General features: G+C 60.8%; 20 protein-coding genes. 9 read left to right on the top strand and 11 right to left on the bottom strand.

Annotation, left to right across the window (positions count from 1 at the left end; genetic code table 11):
- The 3 genes from VD811_12290 to nrfD form a co-directional block, all read left to right on the top strand.
- The coding region (locus VD811_12290; protein ID HXV21756.1) for a cytochrome c3 family protein at positions 1-493 on the top strand (493 nt) is incomplete at its 5' end.
- A gap of 2 nt (positions 494-495) precedes the next feature.
- A complete protein-coding gene (locus tag VD811_12285) occupies positions 496-1269 on the top strand; it encodes a 4Fe-4S dicluster domain-containing protein (GenBank protein HXV21755.1) in 774 nt (257 codons plus the stop codon).
- 2 nt (positions 1270-1271) lie between these two features.
- Positions 1272-2570, top strand: coding sequence for an NrfD/PsrC family molybdoenzyme membrane anchor subunit (gene nrfD, locus VD811_12280; GenBank protein HXV21754.1), 1299 nt, complete (start codon positions 1272-1274; stop codon positions 2568-2570).
- 255 nt (positions 2571-2825) lie between these two features.
- Here the strand turns inward: nrfD and VD811_12275 are convergent, their stop codons facing one another.
- The 3 genes from VD811_12275 to VD811_12265 form a co-directional block, all read right to left on the bottom strand.
- Complete coding sequence (locus VD811_12275; protein HXV21753.1) at positions 2826-2969, bottom strand: hypothetical protein; 144 nt, start codon at positions 2967-2969, stop codon at positions 2826-2828.
- A gap of 69 nt (positions 2970-3038) precedes the next feature.
- Positions 3039-3182: a hypothetical protein gene (locus tag VD811_12270; protein ID HXV21752.1), complete on the bottom strand. Its 144-nt coding sequence runs from the start codon at positions 3180-3182 to the stop codon at positions 3039-3041.
- A 69-nt stretch (positions 3183-3251) separates the two neighbouring features.
- Positions 3252-3395: a hypothetical protein gene (locus VD811_12265; protein ID HXV21751.1), complete on the bottom strand. Its 144-nt coding sequence runs from the start codon at positions 3393-3395 to the stop codon at positions 3252-3254.
- Between the two features lie 546 nt (positions 3396-3941).
- On the opposite strand from VD811_12265, the gene VD811_12260 reads away from it, so the two are divergent.
- The gene (locus tag VD811_12260) at positions 3942-5399 is read left to right on the top strand and encodes a hypothetical protein (protein ID HXV21750.1); all 1458 of its coding nucleotides are present in this window, start codon (positions 3942-3944) and stop codon (positions 5397-5399) included.
- Positions 5400-5713: 314 nt separating this feature from the next.
- Here the strand turns inward: VD811_12260 and VD811_12255 are convergent, their stop codons facing one another.
- Positions 5714-6703, bottom strand: coding sequence for a beta-ketoacyl-ACP synthase III (locus tag VD811_12255; protein HXV21749.1), 990 nt, complete (start codon positions 6701-6703; stop codon positions 5714-5716).
- Positions 6704-6844: 141 nt separating this feature from the next.
- Between VD811_12255 and VD811_12250 the strand changes: the two genes are divergently transcribed.
- A complete protein-coding gene (locus VD811_12250) occupies positions 6845-7192 on the top strand; it encodes a YtxH domain-containing protein (GenBank protein ID HXV21748.1) in 348 nt (115 codons plus the stop codon).
- A 48-nt stretch (positions 7193-7240) separates the two neighbouring features.
- Here VD811_12250 and VD811_12245 read toward each other — a convergent pair whose 3' ends face one another.
- Complete coding sequence (locus VD811_12245; protein HXV21747.1) at positions 7241-9769, bottom strand: mechanosensitive ion channel domain-containing protein; 2529 nt, start codon at positions 9767-9769, stop codon at positions 7241-7243.
- Positions 9770-9897: 128 nt separating this feature from the next.
- On the opposite strand from VD811_12245, the gene VD811_12240 reads away from it, so the two are divergent.
- On the top strand, positions 9898-10542 hold the full coding sequence (locus VD811_12240) for an HAD family phosphatase (GenBank protein HXV21746.1): 645 nt from the start codon (positions 9898-9900) through the stop codon (positions 10540-10542).
- A 49-nt stretch (positions 10543-10591) separates the two neighbouring features.
- Here the strand turns inward: VD811_12240 and VD811_12235 are convergent, their stop codons facing one another.
- The 6 genes from VD811_12235 to VD811_12210 form a co-directional block, all read right to left on the bottom strand.
- On the bottom strand, positions 10592-11299 hold the full coding sequence (locus VD811_12235; GenBank protein ID HXV21745.1) for an N-formylglutamate amidohydrolase: 708 nt from the start codon (positions 11297-11299) through the stop codon (positions 10592-10594).
- On the bottom strand, positions 11292-12524 hold the full coding sequence (locus VD811_12230; protein HXV21744.1) for a glutamate-cysteine ligase family protein: 1233 nt from the start codon (positions 12522-12524) through the stop codon (positions 11292-11294). Before VD811_12230 ends, VD811_12235 begins: the two co-directional genes overlap by 8 nt.
- The gene (locus VD811_12225; protein HXV21743.1) at positions 12521-13999 is read right to left on the bottom strand and encodes a RimK family protein; all 1479 of its coding nucleotides are present in this window, start codon (positions 13997-13999) and stop codon (positions 12521-12523) included. The genes VD811_12230 and VD811_12225 overlap by 4 nt, the downstream gene beginning before the upstream one ends.
- A complete protein-coding gene (locus VD811_12220) occupies positions 13977-14735 on the bottom strand; it encodes a hypothetical protein (protein HXV21742.1) in 759 nt (252 codons plus the stop codon). Before VD811_12220 ends, VD811_12225 begins: the two co-directional genes overlap by 23 nt.
- Positions 14736-14738: 3 nt before the next feature.
- Positions 14739-15197 carry a YbhB/YbcL family Raf kinase inhibitor-like protein gene (locus VD811_12215; GenBank protein ID HXV21741.1) on the bottom strand — a complete coding sequence of 153 codons (459 nt, stop codon included), beginning with the start codon at positions 15195-15197 and terminating at the stop codon, positions 14739-14741.
- A gap of 94 nt (positions 15198-15291) precedes the next feature.
- Positions 15292-16428 (bottom strand): hypothetical protein, encoded by a 1137-nt coding sequence (locus tag VD811_12210; GenBank protein HXV21740.1) that lies wholly within the window; start codon positions 16426-16428, stop codon positions 15292-15294.
- 148 nt (positions 16429-16576) lie between these two features.
- Here VD811_12210 and VD811_12205 point away from each other — a divergent pair, with 148 nt between their 5' ends.
- The 3 genes from VD811_12205 to VD811_12195 form a co-directional block, all read left to right on the top strand.
- Positions 16577-17479, top strand: a complete 903-nt coding sequence (locus VD811_12205; protein ID HXV21739.1) for an ABC transporter ATP-binding protein — start codon at positions 16577-16579, stop codon at positions 17477-17479.
- Positions 17476-18240: an ABC transporter permease gene (locus VD811_12200; protein ID HXV21738.1), complete on the top strand. Its 765-nt coding sequence runs from the start codon at positions 17476-17478 to the stop codon at positions 18238-18240. Before VD811_12205 ends, VD811_12200 begins: the two co-directional genes overlap by 4 nt.
- 1 nt (position 18241) lies before the next feature.
- On the top strand, positions 18242-18928 hold a 687-nt coding region (locus tag VD811_12195), incomplete at its 3' end, for a hypothetical protein (protein ID HXV21737.1).

Raw genomic sequence — 18928 nt, 5'->3', positions numbered from 1 at the left:
TCAGCCGAAAGGGGAATTGCGCGTGAAAAGTCATGTCTGGCGCCCACTCTTTGTGGTCATCGGTCTGGTCGTCCTGATTCTGCTGTTCCGGACGCTTTATGTTCCCGATGATTTTGGCACCTACGAACGGGGGTACATGTTCGGCTTCCACCGTCTGAGCAACGAGCAGGAATGGAAAGACTTCCCTGCCAAGTACAAGGACAGCGCTTACTGCAGTGAATGTCATGACGACAGGAGCGCGGAGTTGGCCGCTTCAGGGCATGAGATGATTCCCTGCGAGAACTGCCACGGCGCCGCCTTTGGTCACCCCGAGAACCCGGAAAAACTCGCCATCGACCGCAGTCGTGAACTCTGCATCAGGTGCCACGCCCAGCTCTTTACACCTTCCAGCGGCCGCAGCGCCATCCCCGGCATCGACCCCAGCGCACACAATGCGGGGGTTGAGTGCAGCGAATGTCACAACCCGCACAACCCGAGCCTGGAGGAGATGTAACCATGAAGAGGCGTGACTTTTTGAAAAACTCTCTCGTCTTCATCTCCGGAGCCGGGGTCTCCATGTCGGCTCTGGAGTGGCTCGACCCCAAAGCGGTGCTCGCTTCCCGGCCGGAGGTGCGCTGGGCTTTTCTGGTCGACACGCACAAGTGCGTCGGCTGCGGCTTCTGCGTCAAAGCCTGCAAGATCGAGAACGACATCCCCCTCCAGGCCAACGTCACCCGAACCTGGGTCGAGCGTTACGTCATCAAGAAGGATGGGGACGTCGTAATGGATTCACCCAAAGGTGCCCTCAACGGCTTCACCAGCAATAAAATAGACCAGAATAAATCGGGCATGCTGGAGGTGGCCGATGAGGAAATCGCGCAGGCCTTCTTTGTGCCCAAGCTGTGCAACCAGTGCGAAAACCCGCCCTGTGTCCAGGTCTGTCCGGTCGGTGCCACCTACCAGGCAGCCGACGGCGTCGTGCTGGTCGATCGCAAGTGGTGCATCGGCTGCGGCTATTGCATCATGGGCTGCCCCTACGGCGTCCGCTTCTTCCATCCCAAGGAGAAGGTCGCCGAGAAATGCAACTTCTGCTACCATCGCATCACGCAGGGGAAGAAGACCGCCTGTGTCCAGGCCTGCCCCTTCAGCGCCCGGAAAATCGGCAATCTGCGAGACCCGAAAGACCCGGTCGCGCAGGTGATTCTCAACCAGCGCGTTGGCGTGCTGCGTGACGAATACGGCACCAAACCTCATGTCTTCTACATCGGCCTGAACAAGGAGGTGCGCTAGTCATGGTTGAATCTCTGGCCCAGATGGTTGTTCACGGCGAAGCCTGGACCGTAAAGGACCTGTTCGTTCTGCCCAACGAATACGTCTACTGGTCGATCCAGATCGTCCTCTACCCCTATATGACCGGCCTGGTCGCCGGCGCCTTTGTTCTCTCCTCCCTCTACCACGTTTTCGGCGTGGAGAAGCTCAAGGAGATTGCCCGGTTTGCCCTGGTTTTTTCCTTCGCCCTGCTGCCGGTGGCAATGATGCCGCTAATGCTGCATTTGCAGCAGCCGCAGCGTGGTATCAACGTGATGATGACGCCCCATTTCACCTCGGCGATTTCTGCCTTCGGCATCGTCTTCATGACTTACGCCTGCATCGTCGGCGCCGAGATATGGTTCGTGTACCGCCAGTTCATCGTCGAGTCGATCCAGCGCCTGGAGAACAAGGCCGACCGCGGAAGCATCGACAGTCTGCTGCTGCTGATCTACAAGCTCATTTCCCTGGGCGCTCGCGATCTCAGCGAGGAAGCGCTGCACGCCGACCACAAAGCGGTCAAGTTTCTGGCCGGCCTCGGCATTCCGGTCGCCTGCTTTCTGCACGGCTACGCCGGTTTCATTTTCGGCTCAGTCAAGGCCAATGCCCTCTGGATGACACCACTGATGCCGGTGATTTTCATCTGTTCGGCAGTTGTCTCGGGGATCGCCCTCTGCATCATCAGCTACGCCGTCTTCATGGAGATCCGCAAATGGGCCGCCAAGCGCAATAAAAACTTCCTGCTCCCAGATCGGCTCGTCGGCACCACGGACCTGAGTGCCGACCACCTGCGCAGCGTGCAAACCCATGAGGTCAAGATGACCTCCAAATACCTGCTGATCTTCATGACTCTGGCCATCACCCTGGAACTGCTCGACATCATTTTCCGCGGCTACACGGCGGTCAAGTCATGGGATATATTGCGTGACGTCATCTATGAGCACGACTTTACAAAAATCTTCATCATGCAGTACGGCATCGGCAATGTTCTTCCTTTTCTGCTGTTGTTGATTCCGGGACTTACCACCCGCCGAGCCTGTGTCGCCTGCGTACTGGTGCTGTTCGGCGTATTCATGATGCGCTGGAATGTCGTCATCGGGGGGCAGGCCTTCTCCCTCTCATTTGCCGGTTTCATGCACTACCATCTGCCGATCATTCCGCATGACATGGAAACCTTTAAGGAAGGGTTGGGCGGCAGCCTGCTAGTTCTGTCCGCACCTTTCATCATTTTTTATTTCATCAACATGATCTTTCCCGCCTTTCTGGAGGATAAATCCCATTAACCCTGATCGGGTTGGCATTTCTGCCAACCAAGCGGCTCTCGGCACCGGAAAATTCCTGGAGTTGCGACCCGCGAAGTGACAGATGGCCATCAGCCACAAAAAAAGCGCCCGTTCGGGCGCTTTTTTTGTGGCTGATCGTGCTGTGCTGTGCATGGCCTACTGAGCCATGTTTCACATTTTCTACTGGCTTAATTGCCGGGTTCCGGGAGTGGCGCTGACCCAGTCAAAAATCTGTGGCTGTTAGCGCAACACCCTCTACATCAGCTTGGAGCCGAGATAAGCCAGAGCCGGCCAGGCAATCAGAACTGCTGATACCGAGGCAAAAACGCCGAGCCCGACCAGAAGAGAAATGACGTAACCGGATTTTGCCGCTTCGGAAAAATTGCTGGCTGCTTTCATAAGTCACCTGCCGCGTTGAAGGGTTGATATGTGTTCGACTTATAGATTTGCTGCTGCTGATTCAGGGTGTTACATCAACTTGGAGCCAAGGTAAGCCAAGGCCGGCCAGGCAATGAGGACTGCCGATACCGAGGCAAAAACGCCGAGCCCGACCAGAAGAGAAATGACGTAACCGGATTTTACCACTTCGGAAAAATTGCTGGCTGCTTTCATAAGTCACCTGCCGCGTTGAGGGGTTGATAGGTGTTCAGTCTGCTGAAGGCCTGATCGTTGGACCCACTGTTACATCAACTTCGAACCGATATAGGCCAGTGCCGGCCAGGCAACGAGGACCGCGGTAATCGCCGCAAATACGCCCAGAGCCACAAGAAGAGCAATGACGTAACCGGACTTTGCCATCTCAAGGAAACCGTTCGCTGTTTTCATAAGTCACCTGCCTTGTTTGGGGTTGGTCTAGTTCCTGGCCTGCTGTTCTCTTTGTTTGGATTAATTGTACTGATTTAATTTAAATTTGTAAACTAATTTTTTCTTACCTGCTTGAAAAAAAAGCGGAAATCGTCTAAGTGCCCTAAAGAATTAAAGGATTAACCTGATCTGTCAACCTCGCTACCCATCGCATTGCGGCACTCATGCTCCGCAAGATTAATCATTTTATTAATTCAAGCTTATCGGCTGGAGTGCCCTCGTTATGGCTCCCTGGCTGGCCTTTGGCCAGACCTGCTTCACCCACCAAAAAAACTGCGAGGGGCAACAAAGCAGAACGTTGGGCGCACGGGCTCAGGACTTGTTGCCGACTATCACGTTAATAATTTTTTAGTATAAACATGGGTACTTTTTTGATAAGTTCTCGCACATTAGGTATGTTTATGTAACGAACCATCCCACCTTGGCAAATACGCTGCTTCTACTGCAGCGTCTGGCCGATCGGAACCCCCGCTAGCGGCTTTGATTGAATGGCAAAGGAGAAATGAAATGGTGAGGTTAACGGACATCGTCAAGGCCTTCTTGAAGGGGATCACCAGAAGTCGGGTTTCGCTGATCGGGGCCATGTTGTGCACGGTCATGTTCCCGCTTCTGCTCGGCTTTATCGTCATCGACATGATGGCTTGGATCGATAATCCTTACTTCGGGGCCATTATCTACATGGTTATGGGCCCGCTTTTCGCTTTGGGGCTGGTACTGGTATTTCTCGGCCTTTTCTTTTTCAAGGGGAAAGAAGAGGTCGGCCTGTTCACCCTCGAATATCTGCGGGAGCACTTTACCGAAGCGACTCGCTTCAATCGTCTGCGCGGGCTGGTTTTTCTGGCGGTCTTTCTGACCTGTCTCAACTTTTTTATTTTTGCCCTGCTTGGCTACAGCGGCTACCACTACATGGAATCAATCGGCTTCTGCGGCCAGTTCTGCCACACGGTCATGAATCCCGAATTCACCGCCTATAAAAATTCTCCCCACTCGCGGGTCTCCTGTGTTGAGTGTCATATCGGTACCGGCGCCACCTGGTTCGCCAAATCGAAGATTTCCGGCGCCCGCCAGCTTGCTGCCGTAGCTTTGGAAACCTACAGCCGCCCGATCGAAACACCTGTCCATGGCTTACGTCCGGCCCGCGACACCTGCGAAGAGTGCCATCGTCCGGAGAAGTTCATCGGCAACAAGCTTGTCGTCAGGGACAAGTTTCTCCCCGACGAGGAGAACACCCATGTGCAGACAGTCCTGTTGATGAAAATCGGCAGCGCCGGTGACCGGACGGTCAGTTCCCATGGTATCCACTGGCACGTCGCACCCGAAAACCAGATCACCTACAAGGCCACCGACCACTCACGCATGACCATCCCCGAAGCGACTCTGGCCAGCAAGGACGGCGCCGCCGTCGTGTTCCGCACCACTGATGCCGAGGCAGTCCTGCAGAAAGCCGGGCCGGCGGTCGAAATACGCGTCATGGACTGCATCGACTGCCACAACCGTCCCTCCCACATTTATCTCCCCCCCGAACGGGCGCTGGACAACAAGATCCTTTCCGGCGATATCCCTCGCGAACTGCCGTTCATCAAGAGGCAGGCAATGGAAGTGGTTCTGAAGAAATATGCAAGCCAGCAGGAGGCGAGAACGGCGATTGCCACCGACCTGACCGGCTGGTATCAGAAGAACTATCCGCAACTCGTCCAGCAGCAGCGTGCCTTGCTCGATCGTGCCATCACCGGCGTACAGGACGCTTACAGCGGCAATGTCTTTCCGGAGATGAAGATCGAATGGAATACCTACCCGAACCATATCGGGCACATGGAGAATCCCGGCTGTTTCCGCTGTCATGACGAATCGCATGAAACGGCAAACGGCGCGACGATCTCCATGGATTGTGAAACTTGTCACATCGTGCTGGCTGAGGACGAAAAAGATCCCGCCATCCTGAAAACCCTCTACGGCGGGGAGTGACGACGGTTTCAGCGGCCTGCCGATTTCCCGCGCCTGTCCCTTAAAAGCCAAAAGACCCTTCGCATCCGTTGCGAAGGGTCTTTTTTTGTCGGCCGGATATCGCTTGCTCTTAATTCTTTTTCCGGCGTCTTCGCTCTGCGGGGCAGGGCGATTAATACCCCACTCAGGGGCCGGTTTCTGCTTTTACTAATAATGTATTTTCGATCTCCCGAATCCTCCTTTCCCTTTGTTTTGATTGTAGCGCGCGAAAAGGAAAGATCAAGGGAACGAAAAATTATTACTCCTGTGAAGGAATCGAAGACGATGCCGGCGGCTTAAAGCCGCAGAATGCCTGCGGCCCAGGTGAAGCCGGCGCCGAAGGTCACCAGACCGACGGTATCGCCATCGCCGATACGACCGCAGCGGCGGGCTTCGTCCAGGGCAATGGGAATCGAACCGGCCGAGGTGTTCCCGAACCGGTCGACATTGACATAAACCTTGTCGAGTGAGGTGCCGAAACGCTTGGCGACGGCTTCGATGATGCGCAGGTTAGCCTGATGGGGGATAAGCAGGTCGAGAGCGTCGACCGACATGCCCGTACGGGAAAGCACCTCCTGCAGCGCCTCGGTCATGGCCAGCACGGCGTGGCGAAAGACATCGCGACCTTCCATGCGAATGGTATGAACTTTCTCCTGAACATTCTGTGGAGTGGGGGGATGCAGACTGCCGCAGCCAGGATTATAGAGAAGCTGGTAGTGAGCACCGTTGCTTCGCATGTAGGTCGCAAGCAGGCCCCGATCGCCAACAGCGGGTCCAAGCACCGCGGCACCGGCGCCGTCACCGAAAAGGATGCAGGTGTCGCGGTCATCCCAGTCGACCATGGAGGTAAGCACGTCGCCACCAATAATCAGTGCATGACGGTAGCCGGCAGTGGACATTAGCCCGGTAGCGACCTGCAGGCTGTAGAGAAATCCCGAACAGGCGGCCGACAGGTCGAAGGCTACGGCCTTTTCGGCGCCAAGCCGGTCCTGAATGATACAGGCCGTCGCCGGAAACTTCATGTCGCCGGTGACGGTGCCGACAATGATCAGGTCGATGTCCGCGGCCGAAAGGCCGGCATCTTCAAGGGCAGCCAGCGCCGCCCGGGTTGCCAGTTCGGAGAGTGGCACTCCCGGCTCCACCACCCGCCGTTCACGAATGCCGGTGCGCTCGACAATCCAGCGATCCGTGGTGTCGACCATCTTCTCCAGATCGGTGTTGGTCAGCACCTTGTCAGGAACGGCGCGGCCGGTTCCCAGGACCATCACCGTTGGTTTCATTTTCATCGTTTTCATCCCCCTTGGCGGTATGCGCAGAGGAAAATAGCACGATTCATTCCATGCCTCAAGTCTCCATTGCCGCCCCTTGCAGGCACCGGGATTTATGCTAGATTCAAATTGGGCATCAATCAACTTAAGGAGGGTATCATGGCTGAAAGAAACAACAGTGCCGTAGTGGGAGCAATGATGCTTTTGGCAGGCGGAGTCATCGGGGCGGGGCTCGCCCTTTTATACGCACCCCAGTCAGGCGAGCGGACCCGCAAGCAGATTTCCAGGTATGCGAAAAAGGTCAGGAACGAGACAGAAGAAATGATCCGGGACGCCGCTCATGCTGTGACCGACATGGCGGAAGAACTGGGCGAAAAGACTTCCGAACTGGGCAAACGGGGGGGCGAGGTAGCCGACGATTGGCGCCGGCATCTGCTCGACTCAATCGAACAGGGACAGAAGAGTCTGGACAAGCAACGCAAGAAACTGATGCAGATGTGGGGATAATTCGCTGAACATCCGATTTAGGCAACCGGCTGGGAAAAGGCAGCCGAATTAATCTTCTCGGGAGGCCCCATTTTTCGCACGACCGGTCGCAATCTTTTGGGCCGGTCGTTTATCTTTTCCCTTCTCGCCAGTGGAAATGAATCTCGACGACGGGGCAGAATTTTTGCCTGGGGGTTGATTGCCGAGATCGCGGATGACTTCCGCATCCACCGAACGCAGATGCAGGTCGCGCTGCGGAAAGGGGATCTCCACACCTTCTTCCCGGAAACGGCGATCGATGTACTGACAGATCTCGCTGCGCACCCGAAAGCGGTCGCGAACATCGGAAATCCATACGCGCAGCTCAAAATCGAGAGAGCTGTCGCCGAACCCCCTGAACAGCGGCGATGGCTCCGGATCATCGAGAACGGCAGCATTTTCCTTGCCCGCCTCAACCAGAATCCTGAGGACCAGCGGCACGTCGCTGCCGTAGGCGACGCCGACCGGGATGGCCACCCGGCAGAGGGTGGAGGTGAGGGACCAGTTGGTCACCTTCTCGGCCACCAGAACGGAGTTGGGAACGATAATCTCCGACTCTTCGAGGGTCGTCACCACGGTGGAGCGCAGCCCGATCTTACGCACCGTTCCCCACTCGTTGTCGACAACGATCATGTCTCCCACCTTGATCGGCCGCTCAAAGAGCAGGATGAGGCCGCTGACGAAATTATTGACGATGTTCTGCAGGCCGAAACCGATGCCAATGCCGAACGCCCCCGCCAGCACCGCGAAGTTCTTCAGCTCCACCCCGACCAAACTCATGGCCAGGAGAAAGCCGATCAGGACCAGGCTGTAGTGCAGCAGTTTCTTGATCGCATCACGGACGCCCCGATCAAAACGCCGCCGCGGGAAGAATTCAGCCTCCAGAATGTTCCGAATGGTCCAGGAGGCGATGATGGAAAGGTAAAGGACCAGGCCGACTACCAGTACCTTTTCTACGGAGATGCTGACTTCTGCGATGGTCAGGCTGAGGCTGAGCAGCTTCGACCAGGCTTCCGCCAGGGAGTCGAAAATGTACCAGGCCTCCAACAGGTAGAGCGATGTGAAGGCCACAATCAGCGCCAGAAAAACGTTTTTCAGGCGGGTCGTCAGTTCGCTGCCGAAACGCCGAAAGAAGCGCCAGCGCCGGAAGAACTGCTGATCCAGAATGAAGTCAATCGCCCCTTGCCCAAGTTTGACGGTCATGAAGGCGAACAGGCCGAGGATTACCGTCTTGAGCGAGGATTCGATCAGTCGGAACGAAAGCGTGCTGTACCCGGCGAACTGTGCCAGAAACGCTGCCAGCAGAACCGCCGCACCGATTCGAAGGGTCACGGTAAAGCCGGTGAGTTGGCCCTGGCGGGCGCGCTGGTTGCTCGCGGCGAGAAGCAGAAAGAGCGGTACGCCGACGAGGGAAAGCAGTGCCAGGTACAGGCGATAGAGCGGCAGAGGCAGGGCAATGGTGCGCAGTGCCAGCGACAGCACGAAAAAGGTGGCCAGCAACCAGATCGTGAACCGTTTGCGCGGGTTTTTCAGCAGGGCGCACATGAGGATGGTAGCCGAAAAGGCCGCCGGAAGCCAGAGTAACAGCTGCCAGAGGTCGGGAGCCTCGGAGTAAAGGAGGCTGAGCGTGGAGAAGGCGACGAAAATGCCGGTGGCCCAGGGGTGGTGCAGGATGAACTGCCACTCCTCGGTCTCTTCGGCTCGGGGCCGGTGGTGGATGATGAAACCGGCCAGAATGAATACCAGAAGAATCTGCAGGACGGCGATCCAGCCCTGATCCCGGAGAAATCCGGGGGAAATGCCTTCCACTCCGGCGATCCCGCTCCTGACCTGTGACCAGAGCCGGGCATCGAACTGCTGGAGATATTCGCGGCTGGCGAAGGAATGACTGACCTTGCTGAACGTCTGCCCGCGGATAAGGCTCTCGATGCGGCTGAGCATATCCACCGTTTTGCCCTGAAGGTCGGCGGTATCTTTCTGCAACTGCACCAGCCGTTCGGAAGCGATCGAGGCCGAGCGCAACACGTCGTCAATGGTGCCGATCGCCTGCTGAAACTCCTCCAACGGCACGCGAATCTCTGGCCCTTGCAAAGAAGTTTGCCAGCTTTCCCAAAAGGCTTTTTTCGCTCTCCAGCTTTTTCCCATCTCCTCGAGCTCGGACAGGCGGGCTGAGAGGCGATCGAGGTTATTCTCCAGGTTGCCCTTTTCGTCCGCAAGGCGCCCGCGCAGCTCGCGCATCTCGTCGAAGCCTCGGGCGAGCGGTTCGGAGACGTCGGTCAACTGCGGCTCCATGCGGATCAATTGCTGCAGGGTGGCATCGAGCTGCCCGCGCACGGTTGCGGTATCGCTCAGCGTGGCTATTCTTTCCCTGGCCAGCAGGCCTTCCTCGGCCAGCTGGGAGGCACGAGGAACGACCTCGGCCACTCCGGGATATGGGGCCTGGCTTTGCGCCGGCGACTCTTGGCCGAACAGCGGCGACGTCGCCAGCCGCAGCAGCAGAAAGACCGAAAGAATTGAAAGAAGCAGGGCTTTTCGCATCTTCACCGCAATTTTGAACATAGAGTGTCTTTTGCTTTCCAGTCTACCGCTTTTTGCTGTTTTCACTACCCGCAGTGCCTTGTACCCTGCCCCGCGGAATGGGGGGCAGCCCCTCCGACAAGGGCACTGCGCTAAAAAGGAGCATGCCAGTGAGCAATGACACTCAGAGCCGGACTGCTGCGGTCCGGGCGATTCTCTTCGATTTCGGCGGTGTGCTGGCCGAAGAGGGGTTCCGGGAAGGGTTGCAGGCCTTGGCCGAGCGCTTTGGCCTCGATCGGGAAAGGGTCTACCTGGAAGGGGTCGAGGCAGTCTACGCGTCGGGTTATGTCACCGGCCGGGGGAATGAAATGGACTTTTGGGGGATGCTTTGCCGGGGGACCGGGCTGCCCCCCTACGAGGCAAGCTATACCGCTGAAATTCTCGATCGCTTTCACCTGCGACCACGCATGCTGGAAACGGTGCGGACGCTCCGCCGTCGCGGCTGCCAGACCATCATCGTCAGCGACCAGACCGACTGGCTCGACCTCCTGGAGGCCCGCCATCGGTTCTTCCGGGAATTCGACCGCGTCTTCAACAGCTACCACCTCGGCAAGGGGAAACGCGACGCTTCCCTCTTCACCGACGTGGTCCGCGCCCTCGGCATCCCGCCCGGAGAGGCCCTGTTCGTCGACGACAACCCCGGCAACGTCGAGCGGGCGCAGGCCGCTGGACTGAAGGCCATTCTGTTTACCGAGGAAAGTACCTTTTCCTCTGAGTTGGAAAGGTACGTCGGGCTCCTGCATCCGAACCCCTGAGCGGGTAACGGTATCATCAAGTCTGCAGAGCGCAGCGGGGGGTAAAACCTCAAGTCGGTGCGAGGATAGCCCGCAGCGAATCAAGCAGCACCCGCTGCACGTGACGCCACCGACCCGGCTCGCCCAGCGGCAGTTTCTGGTTCACTTCGATTTCGACGCCGAGATAACGCTCACCGGCGAACTGCCGCCGCAGAGTGGTAACCAGGCAGTCGGAGACGCCACGGTAGGGGTAGTTGCGCCGCACCCGCAGGGCGGGGTCGAGGCAGGCGACCGTCGCCTGCCAGCGGCGACAGAATTCGGCCTCGGCGGGTTGAGTGGGAGCGTAAAGCAGACCGATATCGGCCCGGCGAACGACTCCACGCAGTTCGGGGGTAAACGAGTGGACCGACAGGTGCAGGACCCCCCCGTTGCGGAGCCCTGCGGCCACCGATTGCGTCACGGCCTCCCGATAGGAGTCATAATAGCGGCGCAGAATCGCTTCGCGTTCGTCGGCCGGCAGTTGCCGGGTGACCTCTGAAAAGAGGGTCGGGCTGCGACGGGAGCGGTTCAGATCGACCAGCAGGCGACTGACCTCGGCGGCATGCAACGGGGCTTCGAGTTCCCGGGCCAGGAATCGGGCGAAGGGGAGAATGCCGATGTCGTAGCCCCGATGGGTGGCCAGCAACTCGTCCTGTCCGGCAAAGAGCGGACGGTAAGGGGCCGGGATGCGGCGGCCGCCGTGCTCGCAGCTGAGAATGATCCGGTAAGTCTCAGCCACCGAACAGCCTCCCCTCCGCCAGGCAGTGACAGAGTTCCCGATAGACTTCCCTGAGGCGCTCTGGCGATGGCGCCCGGCCAAGAGCGTGCAGCAGCCGTCGGGCCAGCGGTCCCTGCTGCAGGATGGTCGTCAGTGGACCTCTGATTTCTTCTTCCGGCGATAGCAGGCGCGACGCCAGGGAACGCCAGAGTTCACCGGCGGTGGCCCGCTTGCCGGGGAAGCCGAAAGCGGCCAGGTAGCGCTGGTCGTCGATGATTGCCTCGTCCCCGTCGCGAATGGCGACGAGCAGAATCGCCTCCAACGGCGCGATCTCCCATCCCTGCTGTTCGGCCAGGGTGCCCCATCTCTCCTCGGTGAGCGCCTTGAGCACGGCGACGATGAGGGCGGCGACCGCCAGGTCGGCGGCCGGACACTCCTGGACGTCGAGGAGGCGGATCTCGATGGTGTCGCGCTCGAAACGGGCGATAGCTCCCCGGGAATTGAGCCACTCTTCCTGCAGGATGCCTTCGGGGTCGTGCGGTGCGATGTCCCGGTAGAGGATCCGCAGAATCTGCGCTTCATAGTTGGCTCGGGTGAAGACCGGCTCCGGGATGACCCGGCCGGTGACCGAGGGGATGCGGTCCTGATTGAACCGATAGACCTCCAGGCGATTGTCCAGCAACCCCGTCACCTTCCCGTCCATCACCGGCGAGCTGGCGGCAAGCGCCGGCAAGACGGGCAGCAGCAGACGGACGGCGGCGTGCAGCCGGGCGAACTGCTCGTCGCCGGAGAAGGAGAGGTTGAGGTGGACGCTCTGCAGATTGGCCCAGCCGTGTCCCCGGCAGCCGAAGATGCGATTGTAGGTTTCATAGATGGGGCTGTTGTCGTGCGGCCAGAGGCAGGTTTCGCGAACCGGGTCCATCCACGGGTGCATGGCGCCCGGCATCAGTCTCCCCCCGAAGGGTTCGAGCAGGGCGTTGATGCGCTGCAGATGCGCGTGGAAGACCGGCACCAGGCCGGAGAGGGAGGCAGAAGGACCGTTGGTCTTGAGTTCGATGACGTGCAGCACCAGTTCGTTGGACCAGCAGAGCTCCCCCATCTCCACCTCGCCGACCGTCTCCCCGGCGACCGCCCGCAGCAGCTGGTCCGCAACCGGCAGCACGGCCAGGCTTTTGGCGTCGACCAGCATGTATTCCAGCTCGATGCCGAAACCCTCGAACAATCCGAGGCGGCTCACCTTCTTCATGCGAACGCTCTTCCTTTGCGCAACTCGATGCGCGCCAGCATGACCCGCATGATGCGCAGATAGATCTCGTCCTTGAGCACCTTGTCCTCCACTCCGGCGTCAATGTTCGGGTTGTCGTTGACCTCGATCACGTACACCTTCTCCCCGTCCTGTTTGAGATCGACTCCGTAAAGGCCGTCGCCGATCAGGTTCGCCGCCCGCAGGGCGGTCCTGAGCACCGCCGTCGGCAGGTGCTCCACCGGCAGGGTGTCGCAGCGCCCTTCGGCGGTCTTCAGGCCGGCGGGGTCGCGTCTGAGGATCTGCCAGTGCCGCCTGGCCATGTAGTAGCGGCAGGCGTAGAGGGGCTGCCGGTCGAAGATTCCAATCCGCCAGTCGAAGGGGGTCGGCAGGAACTCCTGGGCGATGATCAACTCCGATTTTTCCAGCAGCCGGGCCGCCGCCTCTTTCAGCCCCGCTTCATCCTCCACCTTGACCACGCCGCGGGAGAAGGAGCTGTCGGGCTGCTTGAGGATGCAGGGGAGTCCCAGTTGCAGCAGCACGGAGTCCTTGTTGCCGCGATGGACGATCAGGGTTTTCGGTGTGGGAATCTTGTTGTGTTCCAGCAGTTCGGCGAGAAAGACCTTGTTGGTGCATTTAAGAATCGATTCCGGATCGTCGACCACCACCAGCCCCTCGGCAACGGCCTTGCGGGCGAAGCGGTAGGTGTGATGATTGACGCTGGTCGTCTCGCGAATGAAGAGGGCGTCGAATTCGGCCAGGCGACCGAAATCCTCCTTCTGCACCAGTTCGGTGCCGAGACCGACCGCCTCGGCCGCCCGCATGAAGCGCTGCAGCGCCTTTTCGTCGGAAGGGGGTTCCGCCTCGCCGGGCGCCACCAGAATCGCCAGGTCGTAACGGGCCGCCGTTTTTCGGCCCCCGGTGCGTCGGCGTCCCTGGAAATATTCCCTGGCCACCTCGACCACGAAGGGATGGTGATCCGCGGGGATTTCGCTGGCGGCCACCGGCCCCAGGCTCTGCAGTATCCACTTGCCGAGCTTGCCGCTGAAGACGAAGGAGCAGCGCAGAAAGGGGGCCGGGAAGAGCTTGAAAAGGTGCTGGCTGAGCTGGTCATAGCGTTTGGCGAGGTTGTGCCCGAAGTAGACGGAGAGGACGAATTCCTTCGACTGGAGGGGGGCCAGACTCTTTTGCACCAGTTTGTCGAGCTCCTCGGAAATGACCCGGACCATCGCCGGCGACTTCAGGTCCTGGACCGTGGTCACGTTCGGCAGCGGCTTGTGCCCCCTGGCTTCGGCCAGCAGTGAGACGTAGTAGCCGAGGCTCTGGTAGCGGTAGGACCGGCAGAGGTTGAAGACCTTGGCCCCGCGCAGCCCGATATAGCGGCGGTCGGTCAGGTAGGTGCGCGCCGGCACCAACTCCGCCCCCGGGAGTTCCAGCGGCCAGTCGGCGGGATCGTCAACGACGATGAGACTCGGCATGGGTCGGTCCCTTGCGCTCCGGGCGCGGCTGGATGATCAGCAGGTTGGCGTCGTAGGTGAGCACCCCGAGCAGGATGGCGCAGAGAACCCGGTCGATGCTGGTTTCGTAGAGCTGGGCCGGTGCGAGCGGATTGGGCAGCAGCGGGTCGGCGACCCGCACTGTGCGCGCCTCACGGTCGTAGCCGCAGAGCACCACGAAGTGCCCTGAGGGTTCGCCGCGGATGTCGTCGTAGTCGGCATTCGGCCCGAACTCCCGGGGGGTCCGATAGAGATAGGTGGCGGAGAGGCCGGTGATGAGCGGCACCGAGCGGTTCAGGTACTTGCGGATCAGGGCGGTGGTCAGGTCCTCGAAACGCAGTTCGCCGCCCAGGTCGAGAAACTCCAGGTAGGCCCGCGAGGCGGCCTGCAGCCTGGGGTCGTGTTTGAATTCCATCTGCCGGCGCAGCTTCTCCCGCAGATCCGACCCGCCGGCCGCCAGCCAGGTCGGATCGAAGAGCTGCAGCTTGTAGGTGTAGATCAAAGCCCGGTAGCCGCGGCGCAAGGCGTGGCAGGCGAGCAGCACCGCCAGGGTGCCGCCTCCTTCGAGCATCGGCACCCCGGCAATGACCTGATCGAGAGAGAGGTCATCGCCGTAATAGCCGTAGAGGGCATGCAGGCAGGTAGGGCCGCAGGTGATTTCGTCCGGTTGCGGCAGGATGTCGAATTGCAGCTGCTTCCTGAGGTCGTCGGCCGGCAATTTCTACCTCCGGTAGCGTCCCATCAGTTGCCCCTCGGCCAGCACGTGCCCCGCCATGGCCTGCAACAACTCCTCCTTGGTGGCGCCGGGGGCCAGCCCGAGTTCCGCATCGAGGGCGTAGAGCTTGAAGAAGTAGCGATGGGTGCCGCTCGGCGGACACGGACCACCGTAGCCGATCCGGCCGAAGTCACTGGTACCCTGCCGGCCGCCGCCGGCGATGGTTTTCTCCGGCGGGACGTTCTCTGCCAGTCCGCCGCTTCCAACCGGCAGGTTGTAGGCTACCCAGTGCACCCAGGTTTTGCGTGGCGCATCGGGATCGTCGGCGATCAGCGCCAGGCTCTTCACCCCTGGCGGCACCCCCCGCCAGCTGAGGGGCGGGGAGACGTCCTCGCCGTCGCAGGTGAAGCGGCGGGGGATCATCCCTTCGTTGGCGAAGGCCGAACTGGTGATTTCCATGCTCATGGTTCATTCTCCTTCATGGTCGCCGGCGGTCTTTTTCACAGTATAGCAATCCTGCGCCGGTTGTCCCGACCGCCTCTGCTGGCCAGCTGGCCAACTAATCGCCGCCGGCGTCCCGCTCGACCAACAGAAGGTAAATGGCCCGCCAGAGCCGGAAGCGGCTGCGCAGGCCGGGTTCGAGGTCGACATGGGCCAGACCGTCGACCAGGAAGAGCCGCGCCTGCCCTTTCGGCACCGCCGCCGCCAGGGCGATGCTCTCCGTGAACGGGATGATGCTGTCGTCGTAGCCGTGAATCAGGAGTAGCCGGGCGCCGAGGGCGGAGAGGTCCTTGTTTGCCAGGTCGAGGGCGGCGATGTCGGCCTGGATACCCTGCGGCAACTGACGCAGAAGCTCCGGCGCTCGCTGCGGCTCGCGGTTGGCGATGAAGGCATAAAGGGCTCTTCCCTGGACGCGCAGCAGCACGGCCAGGTCGTCCAGGGAGGCGTCGAGATCCGCCATCTTCCGCTTCGCCATGGTCCGCAGCAATGCCCGATCCGCCGGGTCGTCCAGGCGCTCCAGATTGCTGAGGACGAAGACCCACTTGCCGTATTCGTTAGGTTCGAGGTATTGCCATTTGCCATCCTGCCGGAACCAGCCGGTGGTGAAGAAGGTCAGGACCTGCACCAGGTCGTGATAACCGCCGACGGCCAGGATGAAGCCGGTGCGTTCGCGAATCTCCGGTTCCAGGGCGGCGAGAATGGCCGGTCCGGCAGCGTAGCTGAAGGCGACCATCCCCCCCCGTCCGCCTGGGGCCAACTCGGGCCTGGAAACCAGCCAGGCAAAGGCGTCGCCGATTTCCCGGGAGTTGCCGGGGTTCACCTTCAATTCGCGCAGACTGGCAAGGTCCGGCACCAGCACGGTGAAGCGGGCGCGGGCCAGGGAGGTGGCGAAGGCAACCAGGCGGGGATCGTCCTTCCCCGCCTCAGCCGCCCCGGGGACCAGCAGCAGCGCGGAGCGCGTTTTTTCGCCGGGGAGATACAGGTCCCCCCGGTAAGGGCGTCCCTCGAAAGTAAAGGCAACGAACCGGCGCTCAGGCGCCGGCGTAGCCTGCTTCAGGCGGCTCGGCTGGTCCCGGGCGGCGATGTCGGCCAGCACCAGCGCCGCCTCGTAGCCGCGGCGGGGTGAGCAGCCCGCCTGGAGGAGCACGCCGGCCAGTACAACAAGTCCGAAGGTAAGGGCCTTTTTCAGGGTCATGCGGCAATTATAGCAGGGGCCCAGGTTTCGGGCGCCGCCGGACGCGGGTAACTCAAAAGTTTCGCAGGCGGTTCAGGCGGTGGTAAAAGCATTGCAACAGACCGCCGCAGCAGTATCCTTGAAAGGGCTGGACGAAAGGGGAACAGGGATGTCGGGGGTTGTGGTCGAGGCGGAAAATCTGCGGAAAACCTTCGGCGGCTTTACTGCGGTGGACGACGTCTCGCTGCGGGTGCCGGCGGGAGAATGTTTCGGTATCCTCGGCCCCAACGGCGCCGGCAAGACCACCACCATCAAGCTGATCATGGACCTGGTGCGCCCCGACGCCGGCACGATTCGCCTGTTCGGCCAGCCGCACCGGACGGTGGCGGTCAAGAGCCGCCTGGGGTTCCTTCCCGAGAACCCTTATTTTTACGACTACCTCACCGCCGGGGAATTCCTGGATTTCTATGCGCGCCTCTTCTCCCTCCCCAAAGAGGTGCGGCGGCGCAGGGTCGGCGAGCTCCTCGAGACGGTGGGGCTGGCGAACCGGCGGGACCGCCAGCTCAGGAAGTTCTCCAAGGGGATGCTGCAGAGGCTGGGCCTCGCCCAGGCGCTGGTCAACGAGCCGGACCTGGTGATCCTGGACGAGCCGATGTCGGGGCTCGACCCGGTGGGGCGCCGGGAGGTGCGGGACATCATCCTCTCCCTGAGGCGGGCGGGGAAGACGGTCTTCTTTTCCACCCACATCCTGTCGGATACGGAGCTGCTGTGCGATCGGGTGGCGATTCTGAGCAAGGGCGAGCTCAAGGCCGTCGGCAAGGTGTCGGAGCTCCTCTCCTCCGGGGTGCGGCACTGGGAAGTCGCCTTCGACGGAGTGCCTGCCGACGCCTCGCTTCCGGGGCTGGATCGGGTGGTCTCGCGGGAAGGGAGCAGCGTCCTGGTCACGGCCAAAGACGAGGCGGCGGTGCGGCAGCTGGTGCGGGCGGTGCTCGATCGCGGCGGGAGCCTGCAGTCGGTGATCCCCCAGCGGGAGCGTCTCGAGGACCTGTTCCTGCGGGAGATCGGCCGGTGAGCCGCATCGCCGTCATCGCCCTGAACACGTTTCGCGAGGCGATCCGGGACCGCATCCTCTACCTGCTCCTGGTGTTCGCCATCCTCATGATGGGCTTCGCCCAGATCCTGAGCCTGCTCACCGTCGGGAGCGAGGAGAAGATCATCAAGGACCTGGGGCTGGCCTCGATCTCCCTGTTCGGGGTGCTCACGGCCGTGTTCATCGGAGTGTCGCTGGTGAGCAAGGAGATCGAGCGGCGCACCATCTTCACGATCGTCTCCAAGCCGATCCACCGCCACGAATTCCTGCTCGGCAAGTTCTGCGGACTGGCGCTGACGCTTCTGGTGAACACCTCGGTCATGACCGCCTGGTTCTACCTGATCCTGCTGCTGAAAGGGTTCGCCGACCCGGCCCTGCTGTGGGCGATCGCCCTGATCTTCATGGAGCTGCTGCTGGTGACCGCGTTCGCCACGCTGTTTTCCTCCTTCTCCACGCCGATCCTGAGCACGCTGTTCAGCCTCTCGCTCTACCTGGTGGGGCACCTGACCTGGAGCCTGGATCTCCTCGGAGCCCGGATCGAAAGCTCCGCGGGAAAGCTGCTCTGCCGGGCCCTCTACTACGCCCTTCCCAATCTGGAGATCTTCAACATCAAAGGAGAGGTGGTCCACGGCTCGCCCCTGCCGGAGGCGCTCCCGCTGTTCGCCCTGCTGTACCTCCTCGGCTACGGCGGCATGGTCCTGGCGTCCGCCTGCATGATTCTCAACCGCCGGGATTTCACCTGAGGTGGGGACGCTCAAGGGGCTGGGGATCGTCCTGCTGGGGGCCATGACGGCGGCGCTCTCCGCCGCGAGCGTCGATCTGCTCCGCCGCGACAGCGCCCCGGGACACCATCTGCTCTACCTTCCCAGCGGGCGCTACCTCAAGGCGATCACCTTCGGGTATCCCCAGGTCGCCGCGGATCTCATCTACCTCTGGTCGATCCAGTACTACTCCAACTACCAGATCGAGGATCGCTACGACTACCTGGATCAGATCTACCGGCGCGTCATCGCCGAGCTGGACCCGCATTTCGTGGACGCCTATCTGGTGGGCTCGATGATCATGTCGGTGGAGGCGAACCGGGACGATCTGGCGCTCGCGCTCCTCTCGCAGGGGTCGGAAAAGAACCCGCAGGAGTGGATCCTGCCGTTCCAGGCCGGGTTCCTGTGCTATCACAAGCTCAAGGACTATGCCTGCGCCAGAGAATGGTTCGAGCGCGCCCTGCAGATTCCCGGGGCGCCGGCCCCGGTGCGACGCCTGTACGCCGAGATGTACAACCGGCTGGGGGACAAGCGCAGCTCGCTGCGTCACTGGAGGGAGATTCTGGACACGGCCGACACCGAGTATGTCCGGCATGTCAGCTGGATGCACGTCCACGATCTGACCATCGAGGTGGATCTGGAGGAGCTGAACCGGCGGGTCGAGCTGTTT

This window comes from Desulfuromonadales bacterium, assembly GCA_035620395.1.
GTDB lineage: Bacteria > Desulfobacterota > Desulfuromonadia > Desulfuromonadales > DASPGW01 > DASPGW01.
Note: the sequence above shows the minus strand (reverse complement) of the source record. Positions and strands in the feature narration are given on the sequence as shown.